At 55.9% G+C, this 17,804-nt stretch carries 20 protein-coding genes and 1 riboswitch; of the genes, 5 read left to right on the top strand and 15 right to left on the bottom strand.

The genetic code is table 11. The features are described 5' to 3' along the window. Position 1 precedes the first annotated feature (1 nt). The 15 genes from cbiM to pduF form a co-directional block, all read right to left on the bottom strand. Positions 2-739, bottom strand: coding sequence for a cobalt ECF transporter S component CbiM (gene cbiM / locus C5523_RS09505; RefSeq protein ID WP_041851890.1), 738 nt, complete (start codon positions 737-739; stop codon positions 2-4). Beyond that, positions 736-1,446 (bottom strand): cobalt-factor II C(20)-methyltransferase, encoded by a 711-nt coding sequence (locus tag C5523_RS09500; protein WP_071196334.1) that lies wholly within the window; start codon positions 1,444-1,446, stop codon positions 736-738. The genes cbiM and C5523_RS09500 overlap by 4 nt, the downstream gene beginning before the upstream one ends. Next, a complete protein-coding gene (locus C5523_RS09495) occupies positions 1,443-2,237 on the bottom strand; it encodes a sirohydrochlorin cobaltochelatase (RefSeq protein ID WP_041851892.1) in 795 nt (264 codons plus the stop codon). The genes C5523_RS09500 and C5523_RS09495 overlap by 4 nt, the downstream gene beginning before the upstream one ends. A 10-nt stretch (positions 2,238-2,247) precedes the next feature. Next, positions 2,248-3,033, bottom strand: a complete 786-nt coding sequence (locus tag C5523_RS09490; protein ID WP_041851893.1) for a cobalt-precorrin-6A reductase — start codon at positions 3,031-3,033, stop codon at positions 2,248-2,250. Beyond that, positions 3,030-3,755 carry a precorrin-3B C(17)-methyltransferase gene (locus C5523_RS09485; RefSeq protein WP_041851894.1) on the bottom strand — a complete coding sequence of 242 codons (726 nt, stop codon included), beginning with the start codon at positions 3,753-3,755 and terminating at the stop codon, positions 3,030-3,032. Before C5523_RS09485 ends, C5523_RS09490 begins: the two co-directional genes overlap by 4 nt. Then, positions 3,755-4,810, bottom strand: a complete 1,056-nt coding sequence (gene cbiG, locus C5523_RS09480; protein ID WP_108701007.1) for a cobalt-precorrin 5A hydrolase — start codon at positions 4,808-4,810, stop codon at positions 3,755-3,757. Before cbiG ends, C5523_RS09485 begins: the two co-directional genes overlap by 1 nt. Further along, positions 4,791-5,564, bottom strand: a complete 774-nt coding sequence (locus C5523_RS09475; RefSeq protein ID WP_107224085.1) for a cobalt-precorrin-4 methyltransferase — start codon at positions 5,562-5,564, stop codon at positions 4,791-4,793. The genes cbiG and C5523_RS09475 overlap by 20 nt, the downstream gene beginning before the upstream one ends. Further along, complete coding sequence (locus tag C5523_RS09470) at positions 5,557-6,126, bottom strand: decarboxylating cobalt-precorrin-6B (C(15))-methyltransferase (RefSeq protein ID WP_041851897.1); 570 nt, start codon at positions 6,124-6,126, stop codon at positions 5,557-5,559. The genes C5523_RS09475 and C5523_RS09470 overlap by 8 nt, the downstream gene beginning before the upstream one ends. Continuing rightward, positions 6,116-6,721 (bottom strand): cobalt-precorrin-7 (C(5))-methyltransferase, encoded by a 606-nt coding sequence (locus tag C5523_RS09465; RefSeq protein WP_108701006.1) that lies wholly within the window; start codon positions 6,719-6,721, stop codon positions 6,116-6,118. Before C5523_RS09465 ends, C5523_RS09470 begins: the two co-directional genes overlap by 11 nt. Then, complete coding sequence (gene cbiD, locus C5523_RS09460) at positions 6,715-7,854, bottom strand: cobalt-precorrin-5B (C(1))-methyltransferase CbiD (RefSeq protein WP_108701005.1); 1,140 nt, start codon at positions 7,852-7,854, stop codon at positions 6,715-6,717. The genes C5523_RS09465 and cbiD overlap by 7 nt, the downstream gene beginning before the upstream one ends. After that, positions 7,854-8,483, bottom strand: coding sequence for a cobalt-precorrin-8 methylmutase (locus C5523_RS09455; protein WP_071196392.1), 630 nt, complete (start codon positions 8,481-8,483; stop codon positions 7,854-7,856). Before C5523_RS09455 ends, cbiD begins: the two co-directional genes overlap by 1 nt. A gap of 8 nt (positions 8,484-8,491) precedes the next feature. After that, the gene (gene cbiB, locus C5523_RS09450) at positions 8,492-9,454 is read right to left on the bottom strand and encodes an adenosylcobinamide-phosphate synthase CbiB (RefSeq protein WP_108701004.1); all 963 of its coding nucleotides are present in this window, start codon (positions 9,452-9,454) and stop codon (positions 8,492-8,494) included. Continuing rightward, entirely contained in the window at positions 9,451-10,830 is a 1,380-nt protein-coding gene (locus tag C5523_RS09445) for a cobyrinate a,c-diamide synthase (protein ID WP_108701003.1), read from the bottom strand. The genes cbiB and C5523_RS09445 overlap by 4 nt, the downstream gene beginning before the upstream one ends. A gap of 99 nt (positions 10,831-10,929) precedes the next feature. Further along, positions 10,930-11,107, bottom strand: a riboswitch (cobalamin riboswitch). A 219-nt stretch (positions 11,108-11,326) separates the two neighbouring features. After that, entirely contained in the window at positions 11,327-12,238 is a 912-nt protein-coding gene (gene pocR, locus C5523_RS09440) for a regulatory protein PocR (protein ID WP_041851902.1), read from the bottom strand. A 224-nt stretch (positions 12,239-12,462) separates the two neighbouring features. Then, on the bottom strand, positions 12,463-13,272 hold the full coding sequence (gene pduF / locus C5523_RS09435; RefSeq protein WP_041851903.1) for a propanediol diffusion facilitator PduF: 810 nt from the start codon (positions 13,270-13,272) through the stop codon (positions 12,463-12,465). 527 nt (positions 13,273-13,799) lie between these two features. Here pduF and pduA point away from each other — a divergent pair. From pduA to pduE, 5 genes are read left to right on the top strand one after another with little or no spacing between them, the layout of a single operon-like run. After that, positions 13,800-14,084 (top strand): propanediol utilization microcompartment protein PduA, encoded by a 285-nt coding sequence (gene pduA, locus C5523_RS09430; protein ID WP_041851904.1) that lies wholly within the window; start codon positions 13,800-13,802, stop codon positions 14,082-14,084. Next, positions 14,081-14,893 (top strand): propanediol utilization microcompartment protein PduB, encoded by an 813-nt coding sequence (gene pduB / locus C5523_RS09425; protein ID WP_071196325.1) that lies wholly within the window; start codon positions 14,081-14,083, stop codon positions 14,891-14,893. The genes pduA and pduB overlap by 4 nt, the downstream gene beginning before the upstream one ends. Positions 14,894-14,911: 18 nt before the next feature. Beyond that, positions 14,912-16,576, top strand: a complete 1,665-nt coding sequence (gene pduC / locus C5523_RS09420; RefSeq protein ID WP_041851906.1) for a propanediol dehydratase large subunit PduC — start codon at positions 14,912-14,914, stop codon at positions 16,574-16,576. 10 nt (positions 16,577-16,586) lie between these two features. After that, a complete protein-coding gene (locus tag C5523_RS09415) occupies positions 16,587-17,258 on the top strand; it encodes a propanediol/glycerol family dehydratase medium subunit (RefSeq protein WP_041851907.1) in 672 nt (223 codons plus the stop codon). Between the two features lie 12 nt (positions 17,259-17,270). Beyond that, entirely contained in the window at positions 17,271-17,798 is a 528-nt protein-coding gene (pduE, locus tag C5523_RS09410) for a propanediol dehydratase small subunit PduE (RefSeq protein WP_108701002.1), read from the top strand. The last annotated feature ends 6 nt before the right edge of the window (positions 17,799-17,804 follow it).

The raw sequence follows: 17,804 nt of genomic DNA, 5'->3' as shown, positions 1-17,804 counted from the left end.
CTTAATGTCCTTGTGCGGTGATCAACTGACGTTTAGTGAGCTGGTCGTAGATCATTACCGTGAGCAGCCCTTCGGCAATCGCGATAGGGATCTGCGTCAGGCAGAAGATACCCATAAACTTGATGATGGAACCGCTCGCTCCGGCCTGCGGATCCGGGAAGGCCACGCCAAGCTGCACGGAGGTGACAAAGTAGGTCACCAGATCAGCGAGCATGGCACATAAAAAGACCCCAACATCACGACGAATACCCGCGCGACAGGCCATCTGCCAGACCAGATAACCGACGACAGGCCCGATCACCGCCATCGACATGCCGTTTGCCCCAAGCGTTGTCAGGCCACCGTGCGCCAGCAGCAGCGCCTGAAACAGCAGCACAATCGCGCCGAGGACAGCCACCACGCCCGGCCCGAAGAGGATAACCGCCAGGCCCACCCCTGTCGGGTGTGAGCAACTGCCCGTCACGGATGGGATTTTCAGCGCCGAGAGCACGAAGATAAACGCGCCGCAAAGCGCCAGCAGCACCTTCTGGTTACTGTCTTCCGCCACGATACGGCGCAGACGCACCAGCCCGTACCACAGGCAGGGTAAAAACAACATCCACCAGGCTAGCGCCCATAACGGCGGTAAAAAGCCCTCCATGATATGCATGGCAAATGCCTGCTCCGGTACGACAAGCAGTAACAGACCTGCTGCCAGCCCGCTTAACGACAGGCGTTTAAGCTGTTGTTCCCGTTTCATCGCCTCTCCCACTGTTTATTAACCAGAATGGTCGAAAAATACGGCAGTGGCTGTTCGTCGCTCACCTCAGCGAGCTTCCGCCAGCACTGCTCTCCCGGCAGGGTTGCTTCGGCCATCATCACTGCGCGGTCAAGCAATCCGGCATCGGCCAGCAACGCTTTGACGCGTGCGAAGCGGCCATAGACTTTCATCAGCACCAGGCTGTCGTGGTTCGCCAGCGCCTGTTTAATCTCCGCCTCCGGCGCGGTACAGGAGACCACCGCCAGCGACTGCTGCTCCATGGCAAGCGGCGTTTGCGTGCGCGCGGCAATGGCGGCAAAAGAGGTCACCCCAGGTACGATTTCCAGCCAGTCAGGACGCCCCAGACGCTGCAACAAGAAGACCCAGGTGCTGAACAGCATGGCGTCACCCAGGGTGATGAATCCCACCTGTTTTCCGGCCAGAGTTTCTGCGCTAAGCGCGGCGGCCACGTCATCCCAGACAGCCTCTTTTTCCGCACTGTCGGCGCTCATCGGGAAATGGGTACAGCGGATTTCCGTCTGCTCGCACAGATATTCCCGCACAATGGAGAGCGCCAGACTGTCGCCTCCTTTGCGCCCCGCCGGGGCATAGAGCACATCAAGTTTGCCGAGAATGCGCGCAGCACGAACGGTGAGAAGGTCGCTGGCGCCGGGGCCAATCCCTAATGCGTAGAGTCTGCCGCTCATGCCGCCACCTCCAGAGACTGGCTCAGCGCCTGATGCAGGTGCGCGACAAACATCGCGCGGATAGCCGGGTTTTCGCCCAGCCCCTGCAACCACGGCGTTGCGGCAATCCCGACCCGCTCAAACTGCGTTTTCCACGAGTCTTCTTCATCAGAGGCCATATCGTTAATGGCATGATCGCCTGCTACCAGCATTAGCGGCATCAGGTGTACCGCGCTGATCCCTTCGCGGCGCAGACTGTCGATCAGCACATCTACCTCCGGGTAACTTTCCACCGCACCGACACGCGCCGGGAAACGGTGCGCCGCCATCATATGATCGAGACAGGCGTAAGCGGCGAAGGCGTGATGGCTGGCGCCGTGGCCCATAAACACCACTTTTTCACCGTCTGCCAGTACCGGCATCTGGCGGGCCAGCGCCTGCATCAGATGCATGTAGTCGTCGTGGCTGCTGAGCAGCGGTGCGCCGATTACCATGCGTTTGAACAGATGCCGCAGGGTTTGTACCTCACGAACAATTTTTTCGTATTCGTCACCGTTAATGATGTGCAAAGACTGGATCGCCACATCCTGATAGCCCAGGTCGGCCAGTTTTTGCAGTGCCTGCAAGGGGGTGTCGATGTGCAGGTTGTCGCGGCGTTTGAGCTTGCGAATGATCATTCCCGAGGTAAATGCCCGAAACAGCGTGCGATCGGGGCAACTGGCGGCCAGTTCCCGTTCACAGGCCACAATGTTCTTTTCACAGGTGTCGTGATAGCTGGTGCCGAAACTCACCACCAGAAGCGCTTTTTTCATGTTCTTTTCCTCACTGAGTAGCAAGCCAGCGCAGCAGTCGCTGCGAAAACGCATCCAGGCTTTCCAGTAGCTCCTCACCCGAAACCGCAGGCTGCGGGCGTGTAATAACAATGCAGGGGATCCCCGCGTCCAGACACGGCTGAACTTTTTCCTGATAGCCGCCTTCCGCACCGGAGGCTTTGGTGATCATCACGTCAGCGCGGCACTGTCGGTAGAAGGCGGCGTTGAACTCTGCGCTAAAAGGCCCGCACATGGCGTAGATCTCGCCAACACCAAAACCGTTCTCGGCGCACTGCGCCATCACATCGGCAACCGGTAGCACCCGTGCCAGCAGGGTCTTCTCACCAAGCCCCGCACGCCAGAGCGCCAGGTCTTTACTGCCAGTGGTCAACAACACGCGCTGCCCGAGTCCGCGCGCGACTTTACAGGCTTCATCAATCGAGGCGACCTTGTGCAACAGGGGATGTTCCAGCTCCGGCAGTTGTTCCGGGCGCTGGTAACGGCTCAACAGCACTTGTGCCTGCCGACAGGCCCCGGCAATGTTCTGGCTGACTACCTCGGCATAAGGGTGTGACGCATCCACGACCCAGCGGGTCTGGTTATCGGTAAGCCAGCGCAGCATGGCGTCAGGATCCATCCGCCCACAGCGCACCTCGCCGCGAATATCGCCCGCCAGATGCTGTCCGGTGGGGGTTGCCACCGACAGGGTGTAGCGCACCCCGGCGGCGTCGAGTTGCTGGCAAATGGCCCGCGCATCGCTAGTCCCGCCGATTACCAGTACGTCGCCTGGCCTCACAGCTCGTAGCCTCGCGGTGTAATCATCAAGCCATCCGCTACGTAGGTGGCCTTGTTGCCGACAATCACCAGGCTGGTCATGTCGACCGGTTCAAAGTCCATCTCACCGAGGGTGGTTAGCCACTTCTCTTCTTTTTTACGTCCGGCGGATTTCACAATCCCCACCGGGGTTTGCGGGCTTTTGCTGGCCGCCAGCAATTCAAATGCGCGCGCAAGATGCCCTTCGCGGCCTCGGCTACGTGGGTTGTAGAAGCAGATAACAAAGTCAGCTTCCCCGGCGGCGACAATCCGTTTTTCAATGACCGGCCACGGGGTCAGTAAGTCGCTCAGGCTGATATGGCAGAAGTCATGCATCAGCGGTGCGCCGAGTAACGCCGCCGCGGCAATACTGGCGGTCATTCCGGGGATCAGACGCACTTCCACGTCCAGTTTCTGTTTACTGACCAGTTCAAGAACCAGCCCCGCCATGCCGTAAATCCCGGCATCACCGCTGCTGATAAGCGCCACGTTATGCCCGGCCTGCGCCAGTTCAATCGCCGCCTGGCAACGTTCAATCTCTTTGCACATGCCGGTTTTGATCACCTGCTTGTCGCCCGTGAACGCTTTCACCAGATGGGTGTAAGTCTTGTACCCCACCACGATTTCCGCAGCCTGCAAGGCTTCGATCGCCTCCATGGTCATCATTGCCTGTGAGCCAGGGCCAATCCCGATAACGGTTAACATCAGTGTGAAACTCCCAAAGTAATAGTGACGCCCTGCTCACGCAGAGTCTCGCCAACCAGTTGCCCACGACTCATCAGCCAGGCTGCGGGTCCGGATACGCTTCCCACGCCGGTGGTCTGACGCACAAAGTCAGAGGCAGGGAAACGATGCTCATGCTGACGCAGGGCATCAGCGGTAAAAATTTCAAACGGCACACGCAGGCTTTCTGCCAGTTGCGTGAGCGCTTTCTCATGCTCTTTCAATGTGATGCTTCCTATCGCGCGCAGTGCCAGCGGGTCGAAAGCGTGTACCTGCAACTGTTGCTTAAGCAGCCCTGATACCACCGCAAACGGGGTATCGCGACGACAACCAATGCCTGCCACCACACGGCGGGGAACCAGTTTGTAGACTGGCACCGGGAGTTCGGGCAGCGCAGCGTGCACGGTCACGCAGATCAGCGCCGTCAGCCCGGGCAGATCATCAAGAGATGTCACCGGAATAAACCCGCGCGTGTCGCAGCGTTCGATTTCTTCGCGCAAGGCGTCTTCACACCACAGGCCAATACGTTCGCCGCTGACCAGCCAGTGGTTGATTGTCTTTACTGCTGCACGCAGATCCTCCATGCGCGCATCCAGTTGACAGGCCAGCGTATCGAGCGCTGCCAGTTCGTTAACATCCGTTGCCGTGGTGATCACCGGGTCTGCGCCCAGCACGCCCGCAAGATAGCGGGCCAGCGCATTTGCCCCACCAAAATGGCCAGAAAGCAGGCTGATGACATGCTGTCCGCGCTCATCGATAACAATCACCGCCGGGTCGCTGAATTTGTCATTCACCAACGGGGCCAGCACGCGTACGGCAATCCCCGTCGCGCCGATAAATACCAGCGCCGAGTGTTGGGTGAAGGCATCACGCAACGCAGGGGCAAAGCCGCCGTCGAAAGGTACAAACCCCTCTTCCAGCAATTTCTCACTGGTGTAGCAGGTCATGGGCAGCGCCAGTTTCAGCCGGTTCGCCAGGGCAACACCGCCGGGCGTCAGGCAGAACAGCGCAATGGATTCAGGCTTTACGGTATTCATGGCTAAAGTCCGCCGCATAAAGACGTGAGTAGTGGTACTCCTCGCCAAGAAATGCGCCAACGAGGATCAGTGCGGTTTTACGAATACCGGCATCGCGAACCTTGTCAGCAATGTCCGCAAGAGTCCCGCGCACCGTCTGGCTTTCCGGCCAGGTGGCTTTATAAATGACTGCCACGGGCGTGGTTGCCGGATAACCGCCTTCGATCAGACGCTCAGCAACCCGATTGATGCGTTGTACGGAGAGATAAATCGCCATTGAGGTCTGGTGGCTGGCAAAGGATTCCAGTTGTTCCAGCGGCGGGACCGGGGTACGCCCTTCGAGGCGAGTGATGATCAAACTCTGCGACACTTCCGGCACGGTGTATTCCACACCCAGCTCTGCCGCCGCCCCGAGGAAAGCACTCACGCCGGGAACGACCTTCCACTGAATACCACGCTCAGTCAGCACTTCTCCTTGTTCACGCACGGAGCCATAAAGGGAGACATCACCGGTTTGCAGGCGCACCACCACTTTGCCCGCTTTCACACCGGCTTCCATCAGGTCGATGATCTGCTCCAGGTGCAGTTCGGCGCTGTCGTGGCACTCGGCGCCCGGCGGGCAGTATTCGAGCAGCTCGGTATTAATGAGCGAGCCCGCGTAAATGACGACCTGTGCCTGCTGCAACAGGCGGTATCCTTTCAGGGTGATAAGCTCGCGGTCACCGGGGCCAGCACCGACAAACCAGACGGTTTGCGTATCAAATTGTTCAGCCATGAGACTCTTCCTTCTCGCAGGAAATCACAAAAACAGGGTTATTCGGTTTGAAGTAGTGGCCGCTGCCCAGCGCATGAAGAAGCGAAACTTGAATTTGCTGGCAGTCCAGCGCGGCGACCTGGCAGGTAGCGAGGTGGCTCAGCGCGCTGCTGAGGTTCTCCTGCAAAATAAAGGTCATCACCAGGCGGCCACCGGGGAGCAGTTGGGCCAAAGACCAGTCAATCAGTTGGGTCAGGTTGCCACCGCTGCCGCCCATAAAGACCGCGTCGGCGGGCTGTTCGACAAATAACGGCGCCACGCCCGGGACAATGGTGATATTGCGACAGCCAAAGTGCTGGCAGTTCTCTTCCAGCAGCCCCAGCGCCGCCGGATTGCGTTCAATGGCGGTCACCTGCAACTGCGGGTGGCAGACGGCAGCCTCAATCGAGACGCTGCCTGTGCCTGCGCCGATATCAATAAAATGGCGGGCAGCGGATAAGTTCAGCCGCGAGAGCGCCAGCGCGCGGACCACTTCTTTGGTCATCGGGACACTTTCACCGCGCAAAAACAGTTCATCTTTCATTGAGGATCACCACGACATTCATCTCATACTGCGCCTGGACGTCACGGGCGGGCAGCCAGTGAATGCGTTCGTTGTCCATCGCCAGATTTTCGCCAATTACCAGCCAGCGTTCTCCCGCACCGCGCGCCACCAGGGCCGCGGCAATTTCCCGCGGGCCACAGCGGGCATCGGTCACCATCGCGGTTTTAGGGGAACGGGCCAGGGCGTCAAAATCCACATCGCGCCCGTGGGAGCTAGTCAACCAGATATCATTCATATCGATGCCGGTCTTCGCGCACAGATACTGCACAGCGCTGATGCCCGGAATAATGCGCACCTGTTCTATGCCGAACTCGGCCACCAGACGTTTGCCAATGCCGTAAAACAGCGGATCACCGGATGCCAGCACCACGACGCGCTGATGCATCCGCTGCGTAATCCAGCGTATTAATCCGGGGATGTCGGCATCCAGCGCACGGCGTTCGCCTGCGAAATCAGGGAACTGCTCAAGATGGCGTTTACCGCCGACCAGGACATCCGCCTGCGCGACAGCATCCAGCGCCATGGGGGTCATTAAGGCCAGTGAGGCAGGCCCCATGCCTGCGACGGTCAACATTGCAAATCCTCCACAATGTCCTGGAACGGGCGGTTCGTGCCGAGGATGTGGTTATCAAACGAAAACATAATGGCGTCGCACTGGGGGGGATTTTTGGTAAAGCGCAGGTTCTGCATGACGCGCTGGCAGATACGCTGCGCCAGATGGTTGTACAGATGGCCGAATCCCGCCGCGTCGATGTGCTCCATCGCCGCTTCGGTGGTGTCACACTCGCTGACTTTTTGCAACAACTCATGGGGTGCGCCAAGCAGCGCCAGATGCGCCACCAGCGTTTCCATGCGCGCATCGGCGATATGGCTGTGGGTGTGGAAAATCCCGGCGGCGATTTTTACCAGCTTGCCCGGATGACCAATCAGCACAATTTGCCGGTAACCGAGGCGAACGGCCTCTTCAATCATGTAACCTACGAAGTTGCTCATGGTGACTACGATGTCGCTGGAAAGCCCCATTTGCTCGCGGACAAAGCGCTCCCCGTGATTGCCTGGCACCAGTACAACCCGCTCCAGCCCCGCTTCGCGCTTGATTTCCAGTTCCAGAGAAAGCGAGCGTTTCCAGCTCTCTTCGGACATCGGCGTGACGATACCCGTGGTGCCGATAATCGAGATACCGCCCAGGATGCCCAGCCGGCTGTTATAGGTTTTTTGCGCCCGCTCTTCCCCTTCGGGCGCGAAAATTTCCACGTCGGCGCCACGCGAAGGGCCGATCACTTCGCGTACAGCGGCTTCGATGGTCTGGCGCGGTGTGCGGTTAATGGCGGCGCTGCCAACCGGCAGGCCAATCCCTTTGCGGGTCACGGTGCCTACGCCTTCGCCGCCGGACAGCACAATCTCGCCGCCATCATTCAGCGTGACACGCGCAAAAATCAGCATGCCGTGGGTGGCATCTACATCATCGCCGCCGTCTTTACGGATAGCGGCAATCCCTTGCTGGCCTTCAATATGCGGCGATTCAACGTTAAGACGCAGCGTGACGCCAGAGGGCGTGACAATCGACACCTGATGGATAATGTGCTGGCGCAGGACCATCAGCGCAGCGACTTTTGCCGCCGCCGTTGCGCAGGAACCGGTGGTATAACCTTTGCGTAGCGCTTTGCCGTTGTGCCACACCGGGGCGTCGAATGTCTCTTCGCTCATTACGCCTCCCGCATGAAATATAAAAAGGCGTTAACGATCGCCGCCGCCACATTGCTGCCGCCTTTACGCCCCAGCGCGGCAATGCCCGGCAACCCGCTTTCCACCAGTGCATCTTTCGATTCTGCCGCACCGACAAACCCGACCGGGACACCAACCACGCCACGCACCTGAGCGTTTTGCTCCAGTAAGCGGAACAGCGCGGTGGGGGCATTACCGAAGACGAAAATTTTTTCGCCCTCTTCGCTGAGCGCCAGATCCACCGCCGCCATCGAGCGGGTGATCCCCGCCTCTTTTGCTTTGCGCACCACGCGCGGGTCGCTGATGTAGCACTTCACCTCGCCGCCAAATTTTGCCAGCAGGGTTTTGTTTATCCCGGAAAGGGCCATGGTGGTGTCGGTATAAAGCGTACAGCCGCTGCGAATCGCTCTGCCGAGGCTTTCAAGGGCATCCGGGGAAAACCACAGGATGTCCAGCCAGTCGAAATCGGCGGTGGTGTGGATCACTCGTTTGATGATGGCTTCGTGCAGAGGGCTGGCAAAACGGTAATCAGGCCGCGTTTCACGAATGATATCGCCAATAATGACAAAACTTTTGTCTTCAATGGCCTGGGGTTGCTGCAAATAATCCATTGTTTTCATCAGATTGCTGCTCCTGCGAGCGTAACATGCGTAAGCGCAAATACGGCCAGTGCCAGGGTGGAGGCTACCCACATCAGGCGTATGGTTTGCGTAATATCGTCAACGGTGATGGCGCGAGTCTCATCGCCAATCCAGGGTTTTTCGACGCGCTGGCCGAAGTAGTCATTTGGGCCGCCAAGCTGCACGCCAAGCGCGCCCGCAACGGTGCCTTCCGGCCAGGCGCAGTTGGGGCTGCTGTGATTGCGGCGATCGCGCCAGCCGATACGCAATGCCCGAGCCGGGTTCAGGCGGCAAAACCAGGCGGCAACGCTCAGCAGTAGCCAGCTCAGGCGGGCCGGAATAAAGTTGGCCACGTCATCCAGACGCGCGCTCACCATGCCAATGGCACGATATTTTTCGTGTTTGTAGCCCACCATCGAATCGAGGGTATTTACCGCTTTGTAGGCCATCGCCAGCGGCGCGCCGCCCAGCAATAAAAAGAACAGCGGGGCGATAACGCCATCCACCGTATTTTCTGCCACGGTTTCCACGACCGCGCGGGTGATCTGCGGTGGCTGTAGCTGCGAAGTGTCGCGCCCGACTATCCAGGAGAGTTTCTCCCGGCTTTGGGCAAGAGTGCCGTGGCACAAGGCGTGCTCTACTTCCCGTGCCGCATCTGCCAGGCAACGCGCCGCCAGCAGTGTGTAGATCATCCACACCTCCACACACCAACCGAGCCATGGATGGATGGCTTGCGCGCAGGCCAGCACGCCGTATGCCACACTCCAGGTCACACCCACGACCACCAGCCACATCACCCCGCCACCAATACGCAAGGCGGTATCGGAATGGCAGACCCGGCGAACGGCACGCTGTGTCAGCGTAATCAGTGCGCCGATCCAGCGGACCGGATGCGGCCAGTGCGGAGGGTCACCCAGCCAGCGGTCAAGAAGCCATGCGACAAACCAGGCAAGGATCGTCATAACACGCTCCTTGCGGCGGCGATCCAACGGCTCAACATGGTCGGGCGTTGAGCAAAATGGATGTGCAGATAGCTGGCGTAGGTGTTGCCCACCTGCCAGCCGCCCTGCCACTGGGACAACATCCTGCCATCGCGGGTTTTCCGGCACTGCATGACCGCATCCTGCTCAGGGGTAAAATCGGAGTAGTGGAATTCATGGCCGCGCAGCGTCTCGCCTGCATCGGCAAGCAGCATGGGCTGGCTGGCGGTGGCTTCACAATAGCCAAAGCGGGTCAGGCGTTTTCCCATCTCGCTGTGACCGGGTATCACCCCCGCCATAGAATGAATGTCACCTGCGGCATCGCGAAGCGTAGAGCCGAGATACATCAGGCCGCCGCACTCGGCGTAGATCGCCACACCACGCCGGTGCGCCGAACGGATAGCGTCAAGCATGGGCCTGTTAGCAGAAAGGGCGCGGGCGTAGAGTTCCGGGTAGCCGCCGCCGAGCCAGAGCATCTGGCACTCGGGCAATTTTGCGTCGTGCAGCGGGCTAAAGCGCACAATCTTCACACCCGTATTGCGAAGCAGTTCTATGTTATCGGGGTAATAAAAGTTGAATGCCTCGTCATCGGCCAGCGCGAGCGTTATCCCCTCCCCTTCATCACGCGCCGGTAAAGCGGGCCATTGCCCCTCGGGTAATGATGGGAGCGTGCTCAGGGAAAGCAGTTTATCGATATCCAGCGTTTGCGCGATGCGCCCGGCAAAATCACGCCAGGATTGGGAATCAATGACAGATTCACGTGCGGTGACCAGCCCCAGATGCCGCTCCGGCAATGCAACGCCGGCCGTCACAGGCACATAACCCAGCGCAGGAGTGCCGCAATAGTGTTCGATAGCGTGTTTGAGCAATTGGTAATGGCTGTCGCTGTTGACGCGGTTAACAATAACACCCGCAATAGTGAGCGCAGGGTCGAAATGTTGAAAACCCATCACCGTGGCGGCGATAGAGGTCGATACCGCTTTTCCGTCGACCAGTAAGATGACCGGTACGCCAAGCTGTTTTGCCAGTGCGGCGCTGCTGCAATAATCAGGGTCAGTGCCATAGCCATCATAAAGGCCCATGACGCCTTCAATGACGGCGATATCGGCGGCTTGCATTTGCTGGTTAAACAAGGCGTTCAGCGTCGGGGCAGGCAGCATAAAGCTGTCAAGATTGCGGGATTCCACGCCCGTTACGGCGGTATGCCAGGCGGTATCGAGATAGTCCGGGCCGACTTTAAATGGCTGTACCCGCATACCGCGCTGCTGTAAAACGCGCAGCAGGCCGAGGGTGACGGTGGTTTTACCACAGCCACTTCCGGTACCGGCAAGGATGAAGGCGCGACGCCCGTCAGACATACCTTAAAGCCCCGTTCAGGGTGGAAAGGCTGTGCCAGGCTGTGCGTAGTCCCAGTCAATGACTGTACGCGTCTGAGCAACCGACTTCCCACCGAAGTTGTTGAGAGTAACCATCAGGCCGGTCTTCTGGCTTAGCGTCGTCCTCGCCCGTCCTTCCCAATCTTGCGATCAGTGGTGATTACGGGGTCGTCAGCATCACAGCAGCGGGGGCTGCGGGGGATTCTCACCCCCTTCCCAGCCGCGATAATTTGCGGCAAACCTGTTGGCTTCATTGTTCGTTTCACTCATACAGCATATTGCTGAAAAAGTGATTTTGCTCCTGACTGCAATCTATCGCATCAGGGAAATAAAAACTGGTTCAGTTTATCCCTGCATCGGCAATAATTTGTTGCGCTATAACAATTTATTGTCCGGCCTTTTCTCTAATCTCTTATTTTGACGGTCTTTCAGGCAATTTTATTGGTTTTAGGAATAACAAAATATTGTTATCGGAAATTTAATCACCGTCATAGTTTGCATTATTCTGCAGGCGGAAAACTTGTGGCGTCACCTGATATGTCTGGCGAAATACTTTGCAAAAATAACTTGTTTGAGAAAATCCTAAATTGCGCGCGATGCTGGCGATACTCCAGTCACTGTGACACAGCATTTCTTTTGCGCTGGCCATACGCTGGCGATTGACCCAGGCATTAAAGCCAATTCCCTGATATTTTTTGAACAGCTTACTGAAATAATACGGGCTGAGATAAACATGTGCCGCCACGTCTTCCAGGCGCAACTCATCAGAGAGATGGGCATCAATATAGCGCAACGCCTTCTTCATCTTACTGTCATGCGGCCCCTGATTTCGACTCGTTCGCCCCGCCTCCTGAGCCTGTTGCTGATCTTTGATGACAACGAAATTGAGCTGTTTTTTAAGGCAATTTTCGACTATCAGCTTAAGCAGATCGGCTGATGCAATGACCCGCGAGTAATCCATCTCTGGTACATTCAGAAACTCATCCATCAATTTCTGATCCGCCTGCCAGCGATCGTCAATGTTAAGGATATTAATGAGTTCAACACTATCGCCTTCACGCAAACGTACCTGCCCACACAGTACAAACCCGACCAGGTGCCCGGCAATGACCAAAGGAATAGAAAAATCGGTAAGTCCGGCATGGCAACGGTAGATGCAGGGTTGGTTGGATTTAGAGGCTTCGAAGCCGCCACAACGATCGCTCATACGACACCGCGCGCTGTGTTGCGGGTTCTGACGCATCAGCTGGCAAAAGGGTGTGAAGTTGAAAAGCTCGGAAATTTCTTCGCCGTGGATATTAACGACAACAACGGCCAGACCGGTGGCTTGTGCAAAATCCTGGGCGATTTTATTAATGAGTTCGGAGTTTAGTGCACTCGCAGAAATCATGATAAAACCTCTCAGTTAATTTTAATTTATTGTTATAAACAAACCTATAATTTTTACATATCATTCATATTAAATGGCAACCAATAACACTGAATGACCATAGGCTGAATTCAAGATAACAAAAGTCTCCCATCCCTGGGAGACGATTTCGTGCGTTCGTGAAAGCAGATCACGAAATAAATAATCGTCGGACATTTATTTCAAGACGCTATTTCGAGGAGGCGTCAGCTTTTGCTCTCTTCCAGCTTACAGGCATTACAAGGGAGGTTTTTGCCAATCAAGTAACGGTAGCAGGCTGCCCCTCCGCAAGCCCCAATAATGGGTGCAATAATCGGTACGAGGAAATACGGAATATCGCGGCCCCCCGTAAACGCAATGTTTCCCCACCCCGCGAAGAAAGTGAACAATTTCGGGCCAAAATCACGCGCCGGGTTCATCGCAAATCCTGTTAATGGCCCGGTAGCCGCACCAATCACCGCCACAAGCACACCAATCAACAGCGGTGCTAAAGGACCACGTGGCACACCATTGCCATCATCGGTCAGCGCCATGATCATACACATCAAGATTGAGGTAATGATAATTTCAACCAGGCCCGCTTCCCAGATACTCAGCGCGGCAGCCGGATAAGTGCTGAATAACGATGCCAGTTGCAGGCTTTCCACACTGCCTTTAACGATATGATGAGCGGTTTCATATTCAATGAACACACTGTGATAGAGCAAATAGGCGACCGCGGCCCCACCGAACGCACCCGCAACTTGCGCCACAATGTATGGCACCACCTTACGTGCAGGGAAGCAGGCAAACAGCCACAAGGCGATGGTAACCGCGGGGTTCAGGTGCGCACCGGACACTGCGGCGGTCAGATACACGGCCAGCGAAATGCCCAGCCCCCAGATAATGCAAATCTCCCATAGCCCAAGCGTAGCCCCGGCAACTTTCATGGCGCACAGACAGCCGATTCCGAAGAACAAGAACAGCCCTGTGCCTAAAAACTCGGCAATGCATTGTGCCTTAAGTGAATCATTCATTTGTGTCACCTTCCAGGTAGAGTCACGATCTCACCAGCACGCCTGAAGCTGGCAGCAGAGTACAACGCCGCTCACTATAGGAATGCGATATTGAAAAGTGTTGGCAACCTCAGGGTAAAAACGCCAAAAAAATCGCCTCTCAATAACAATATTTTGCCATTCAGACTAAATGAATATGGGGCTGAGCCCTATTTCACTCACAATTATTCGTCTTATTGAAATAACAAATTATTGTTATTTTCCGTGTGTCGTTTTACAGCATTGCTCACAGAATGATTTCGCCCGCGCAAATATCACATCGCTTTTATAAAGTCATTATCAAAAATGTAAATGTGAAATTGACATAGCAATATTTTGCCATGCAAACGCCAATAAAATATTTTTAAAAATCATACACATAATAATTATCAAGGCAATTATTTCACTTAATTTAGCCAGGAAGTTCTGAATGTAATTTAAAGACAGCCATTCTTTTTCCTCGCTTATTTGTATAGTCCAAAAATCGGGACAACCTTATCGAGGTCTTTATGCAACAAGAAGCATTAGGAATGGTGGAAACCAAAGGCTTAACGGCCGCAATTGAAGCCGCAGATGCAATGGTGAAATCCGCCAATGTCATGTTAGTGGGCTACGAGAAAATAGGTTCTGGCCTGGTGACAGTCATTGTTCGCGGCGATGTTGGCGCCGTGAAAGCAGCAACGGATGCAGGTGCTGCCGCAGCCGCTCAGGTGGGTGAAGTGAAAGCCGTACACGTCATCCCGCGTCCGCACACTGATGTTGAAAAAATCTTACCTAAGGGAATTAGCCAATGAGTAGCAATGACCTGGTGGAACAGATCATGGCTCAGGTGATCGCCAAAGTGTCTTCACCGACACCCGCGACCTCCCCCACTGTAACCCATCCCAAACGAGAGACGGCTATGGCAGAAAAAAGCTGCAGTTTAACGGAATTTGTTGGTACGGCGATTGGCGACACCGTTGGTCTGGTGATCGCGAACGTCGATAGCGCATTGCTTGATGCAATGAAGCTGGAAAAGCGCTACCGCTCAATCGGCATCCTCGGCGCACGTACTGGCGCAGGTCCGCACATCATGGCGGCGGATGAAGCCGTCAAAGCAACTAACACCGAAGTGATCAGCATCGAATTACCGCGTGATACCAAAGGCGGTGCGGGCCACGGCTCACTGATCCTGTTTGGCGGTAATGATGTCTCCGACGTCAAACGCGCCATCGAGGTTGCGCTGAAAGAACTCGACCGCACCTTCGGCGATGTTTATGCCAACGAAGCTGGCCACATCGAAATGCAATACACCGCTCGCGCCAGTTACGCGCTGGAAAAAGCGTTCGGCGCGCCGGTTGGCCGTGCCTGCGGCGTGATTGTTGGCGCTCCGGCCTCCGTCGGCGTGTTAATGGCCGATACGGCACTGAAATCTGCCAATGTGGAAGTGGTGGCGTATAGCTCCCCGGCAAAAGGCACCAGCTACAGCAACGAAGCCATATTGGTCATCTCCGGTGACTCCGGCGCTGTACGTCAGGCCGTCATTTCTGCCCGTGAAATCGGTAAAACCGTACTGGGCACAATGGGCTCTGAGCCGAAAAACGACCGCCCGTCCTACATCTGATAACAGAGAGGCTGTTTCATGAGATCGAAACGATTTGAAGCGCTGGCGAAACGCCCTGTTAACCAGGACGGCTTTGTGAAGGAGTGGATTGAAGAAGGCTTTATCGCAATGGAAAGCCCGAACGATCCCAAACCCTCTATTCGCATTGTCGACGGCGTGGTTACTGAACTGGACGGTAAACCGGCCAGTAAATTTGACCTGATTGACCACTTTATTGCCCGCTACGGTATCAACCTGGATCGCGCGGAAGAAGTGATGGCGATGGACTCAGTCAAGCTCGCCAATATGCTCTGCGATCCTAACGTTAAGCGCAGCGACATTGTGCCGCTCACCACCGCGATGACGCCGGCAAAAATCGTCGAAGTGGTGTCGCACATGAACGTGGTGGAAATGATGATGTCGATGCAGAAAATGCGCGCACGTCGTACCCCATCACAGCAGGCACACGTCACTAACGTTAAAGACAACCCGGTGCAAATTGCCGCCGATGCCGCCGAAGGTGCGTTCCGTGGATTCGACGAACAGGAAACCACCGTCGCGGTCGCCCGTTATGCCCCCTTCAATGCCATCGCACTGTTGGTCGGTTCACAGGTTGGTCGCCCTGGCGTATTAACCCAATGCTCACTGGAAGAAGCAACCGAACTGAAACTGGGGATGCTCGGCCACACCTGCTATGCGGAAACCATCTCGGTTTATGGTACTGAGCCTGTGTTTACCGACGGCGATGATACCCCGTGGTCAAAAGGTTTCCTGGCATCTTCCTATGCCTCGCGTGGCCTGAAAATGCGCTTCACCTCCGGCTCCGGGTCAGAAGTTCAGATGGGTTATGCCGAAGGTAAATCCATGCTGTATCTGGAAGCACGCTGCATTTACATCACTAAAGCCGCCGGTGTTCAGGGTCTGCAAAACGGCTCGGTAAGCTGTGTAGGTGTGCCTTCTGCCGTGCCGTCAGGTATTCGCGCCATTCTTGCCGAAAACCTGATTTGTGCCGCTCTGGATCTGGAGTGCGCCTCCAGTAATGACCAGACATTTACCCATTCGGATATGCGCCGTACCGCCCGTCTGCTAATGCAGTTCTTACCGGGTACTGACTTTATCTCCTCCGGTTATTCCGCTGTGCCGAACTACGACAACATGTTCGCAGGCTCCAACGAAGATGCGGAAGACTTTGACGATTACAACGTTATCCAGCGTGACCTGAAAGTTGACGGCGGTTTACGTCCGGTGCGTGAAGAAGATGTCATCGCCATTCGCAACAAAGCGGCTCGTGCTTTGCAGGCCGTCTTCGCAGGAATGGGATTACCCCCTATCACTGACGAAGAAGTGGAAGCGGCAACCTACGCCCACGGCTCAAAAGATATGCCAGAGCGCAATATCGTCGAAGACATCAAATTCGCCCAAGAGATCATCAATAAGAACCGTAACGGTCTCGAAGTGGTGAAAGCCCTGGCACAGGGAGGCTTTAAAGATGTCGCGCAAGACATGCTGAATATTCAAAAAGCCAAACTGACCGGTGACTACCTGCATACCTCGGCCATCATCGTCGGCGACGGGCTGGTGCTCTCAGCGGTAAACGATGTAAACGACTATGCCGGTCCGGCAACAGGTTATCGCCTGCAAGGTGAACGCTGGGAAGAGATCAAAAATATCCCGGGCGCACTCGATCCGAACGAATTGGGCTAAGGGGTGAATGATGGAAATCAACGAAAAATTGCTGCGCCAGATCATCGAAGATGTGCTGGCAGAGATGCAAACCAGCGATAAAAAAGTCTCGTTTAGCGCCCAACCTGGCGGTACCGCAAAACCTGCAGCAACGGCTGAGGGCGGCTTTCTGACGGAAATTGGCGAAGCGAAGCCCGGCACCCAACAGGATGAAGTGATCATCGCCGTTGGTCCTGCTTTCGGTCTTTCGCAAACCGTGAATATCGTCGGTTTACCGCACAAGAGCATTCTGCGCGAGGTGATTGCCGGCATTGAAGAAGAAGGCGTGAAAGCACGCGTGATTCGCTGTTTCAAATCGTCTGACGTGGCATTCGTCGCCGTGGAAGGTAACCGTCTTAGCGGCTCGGGCATCTCTGTGGGTATTCAGTCAAAAGGCACAACGGTCATTCACCAACAAGGATTACCGCCGCTTTCTAACCTGGAGCTTTTCCCGCAGGCGCCTTTGCTGACGCTTGAAACCTATCGTCAGATTGGCAAAAACGCCGCGCAATACGCGAAACGCGAATCGCCGCAGCCTGTGCCGACGCTGAACGATCAGATGGCGCGTCCGAAATATCAGGCCAAGTCCGCCATTTTGCATATCAAAGAGACCAAATACGTCGTGACCGGGAAAAACCCGCAAGAGCTGCGCGTTGCGCTTTAAAAGGACAACACCATGAATTCTGACGCAATTGAATCAATGGTTCGTGATGTGCTGAGCCGTATGAATAGCCTGCAGGGGGCAGCCCCGGTAACGGCGCCAACCGCGCCATCAGGCGGCACCACGCACCAGGCAAAAGTTAGCGATTACCCGCTGGCGAATAAACATCCGGAGTGGGTGAAAACATCCACCAATAAAACCCTGGATGAGTTAACGCTGGAGAGTGTGCTGGACGGGAAAATCACCGCACAGGATATGCGTATCACCCCGGAAACCCTGCGTATCCAGGCGTCTATCGCCAAAGATGCAGGGCGCGACCGGCTGGCTATGAATTTCGAGCGCGCGGCGGAACTGACCGCCGTACCGGATGACCGTATCCTGGAGATTTACAACGCGCTGCGTCCCTACCGTTCAACCAGGCAAGAGTTGCTGGATATCGCAGAGGATCTGGAAAGCCACTACAAAGCAAAAATCTGCGCAGCATTTGTACGTGAAGCGGCAGTGCTTTACGTCGAACGCAAGAAACTTAAAGGCGACGATTAATCACAG

The sequence above is a fragment of the Phytobacter sp. SCO41 genome (assembly GCF_003073275.1).
In the GTDB taxonomy this organism is placed as follows: Bacteria; Pseudomonadota; Gammaproteobacteria; order Enterobacterales; family Enterobacteriaceae; genus Phytobacter; species Phytobacter diazotrophicus.
Note: the sequence above shows the minus strand (reverse complement) of the source record. Positions and strands in the feature narration are given on the sequence as shown.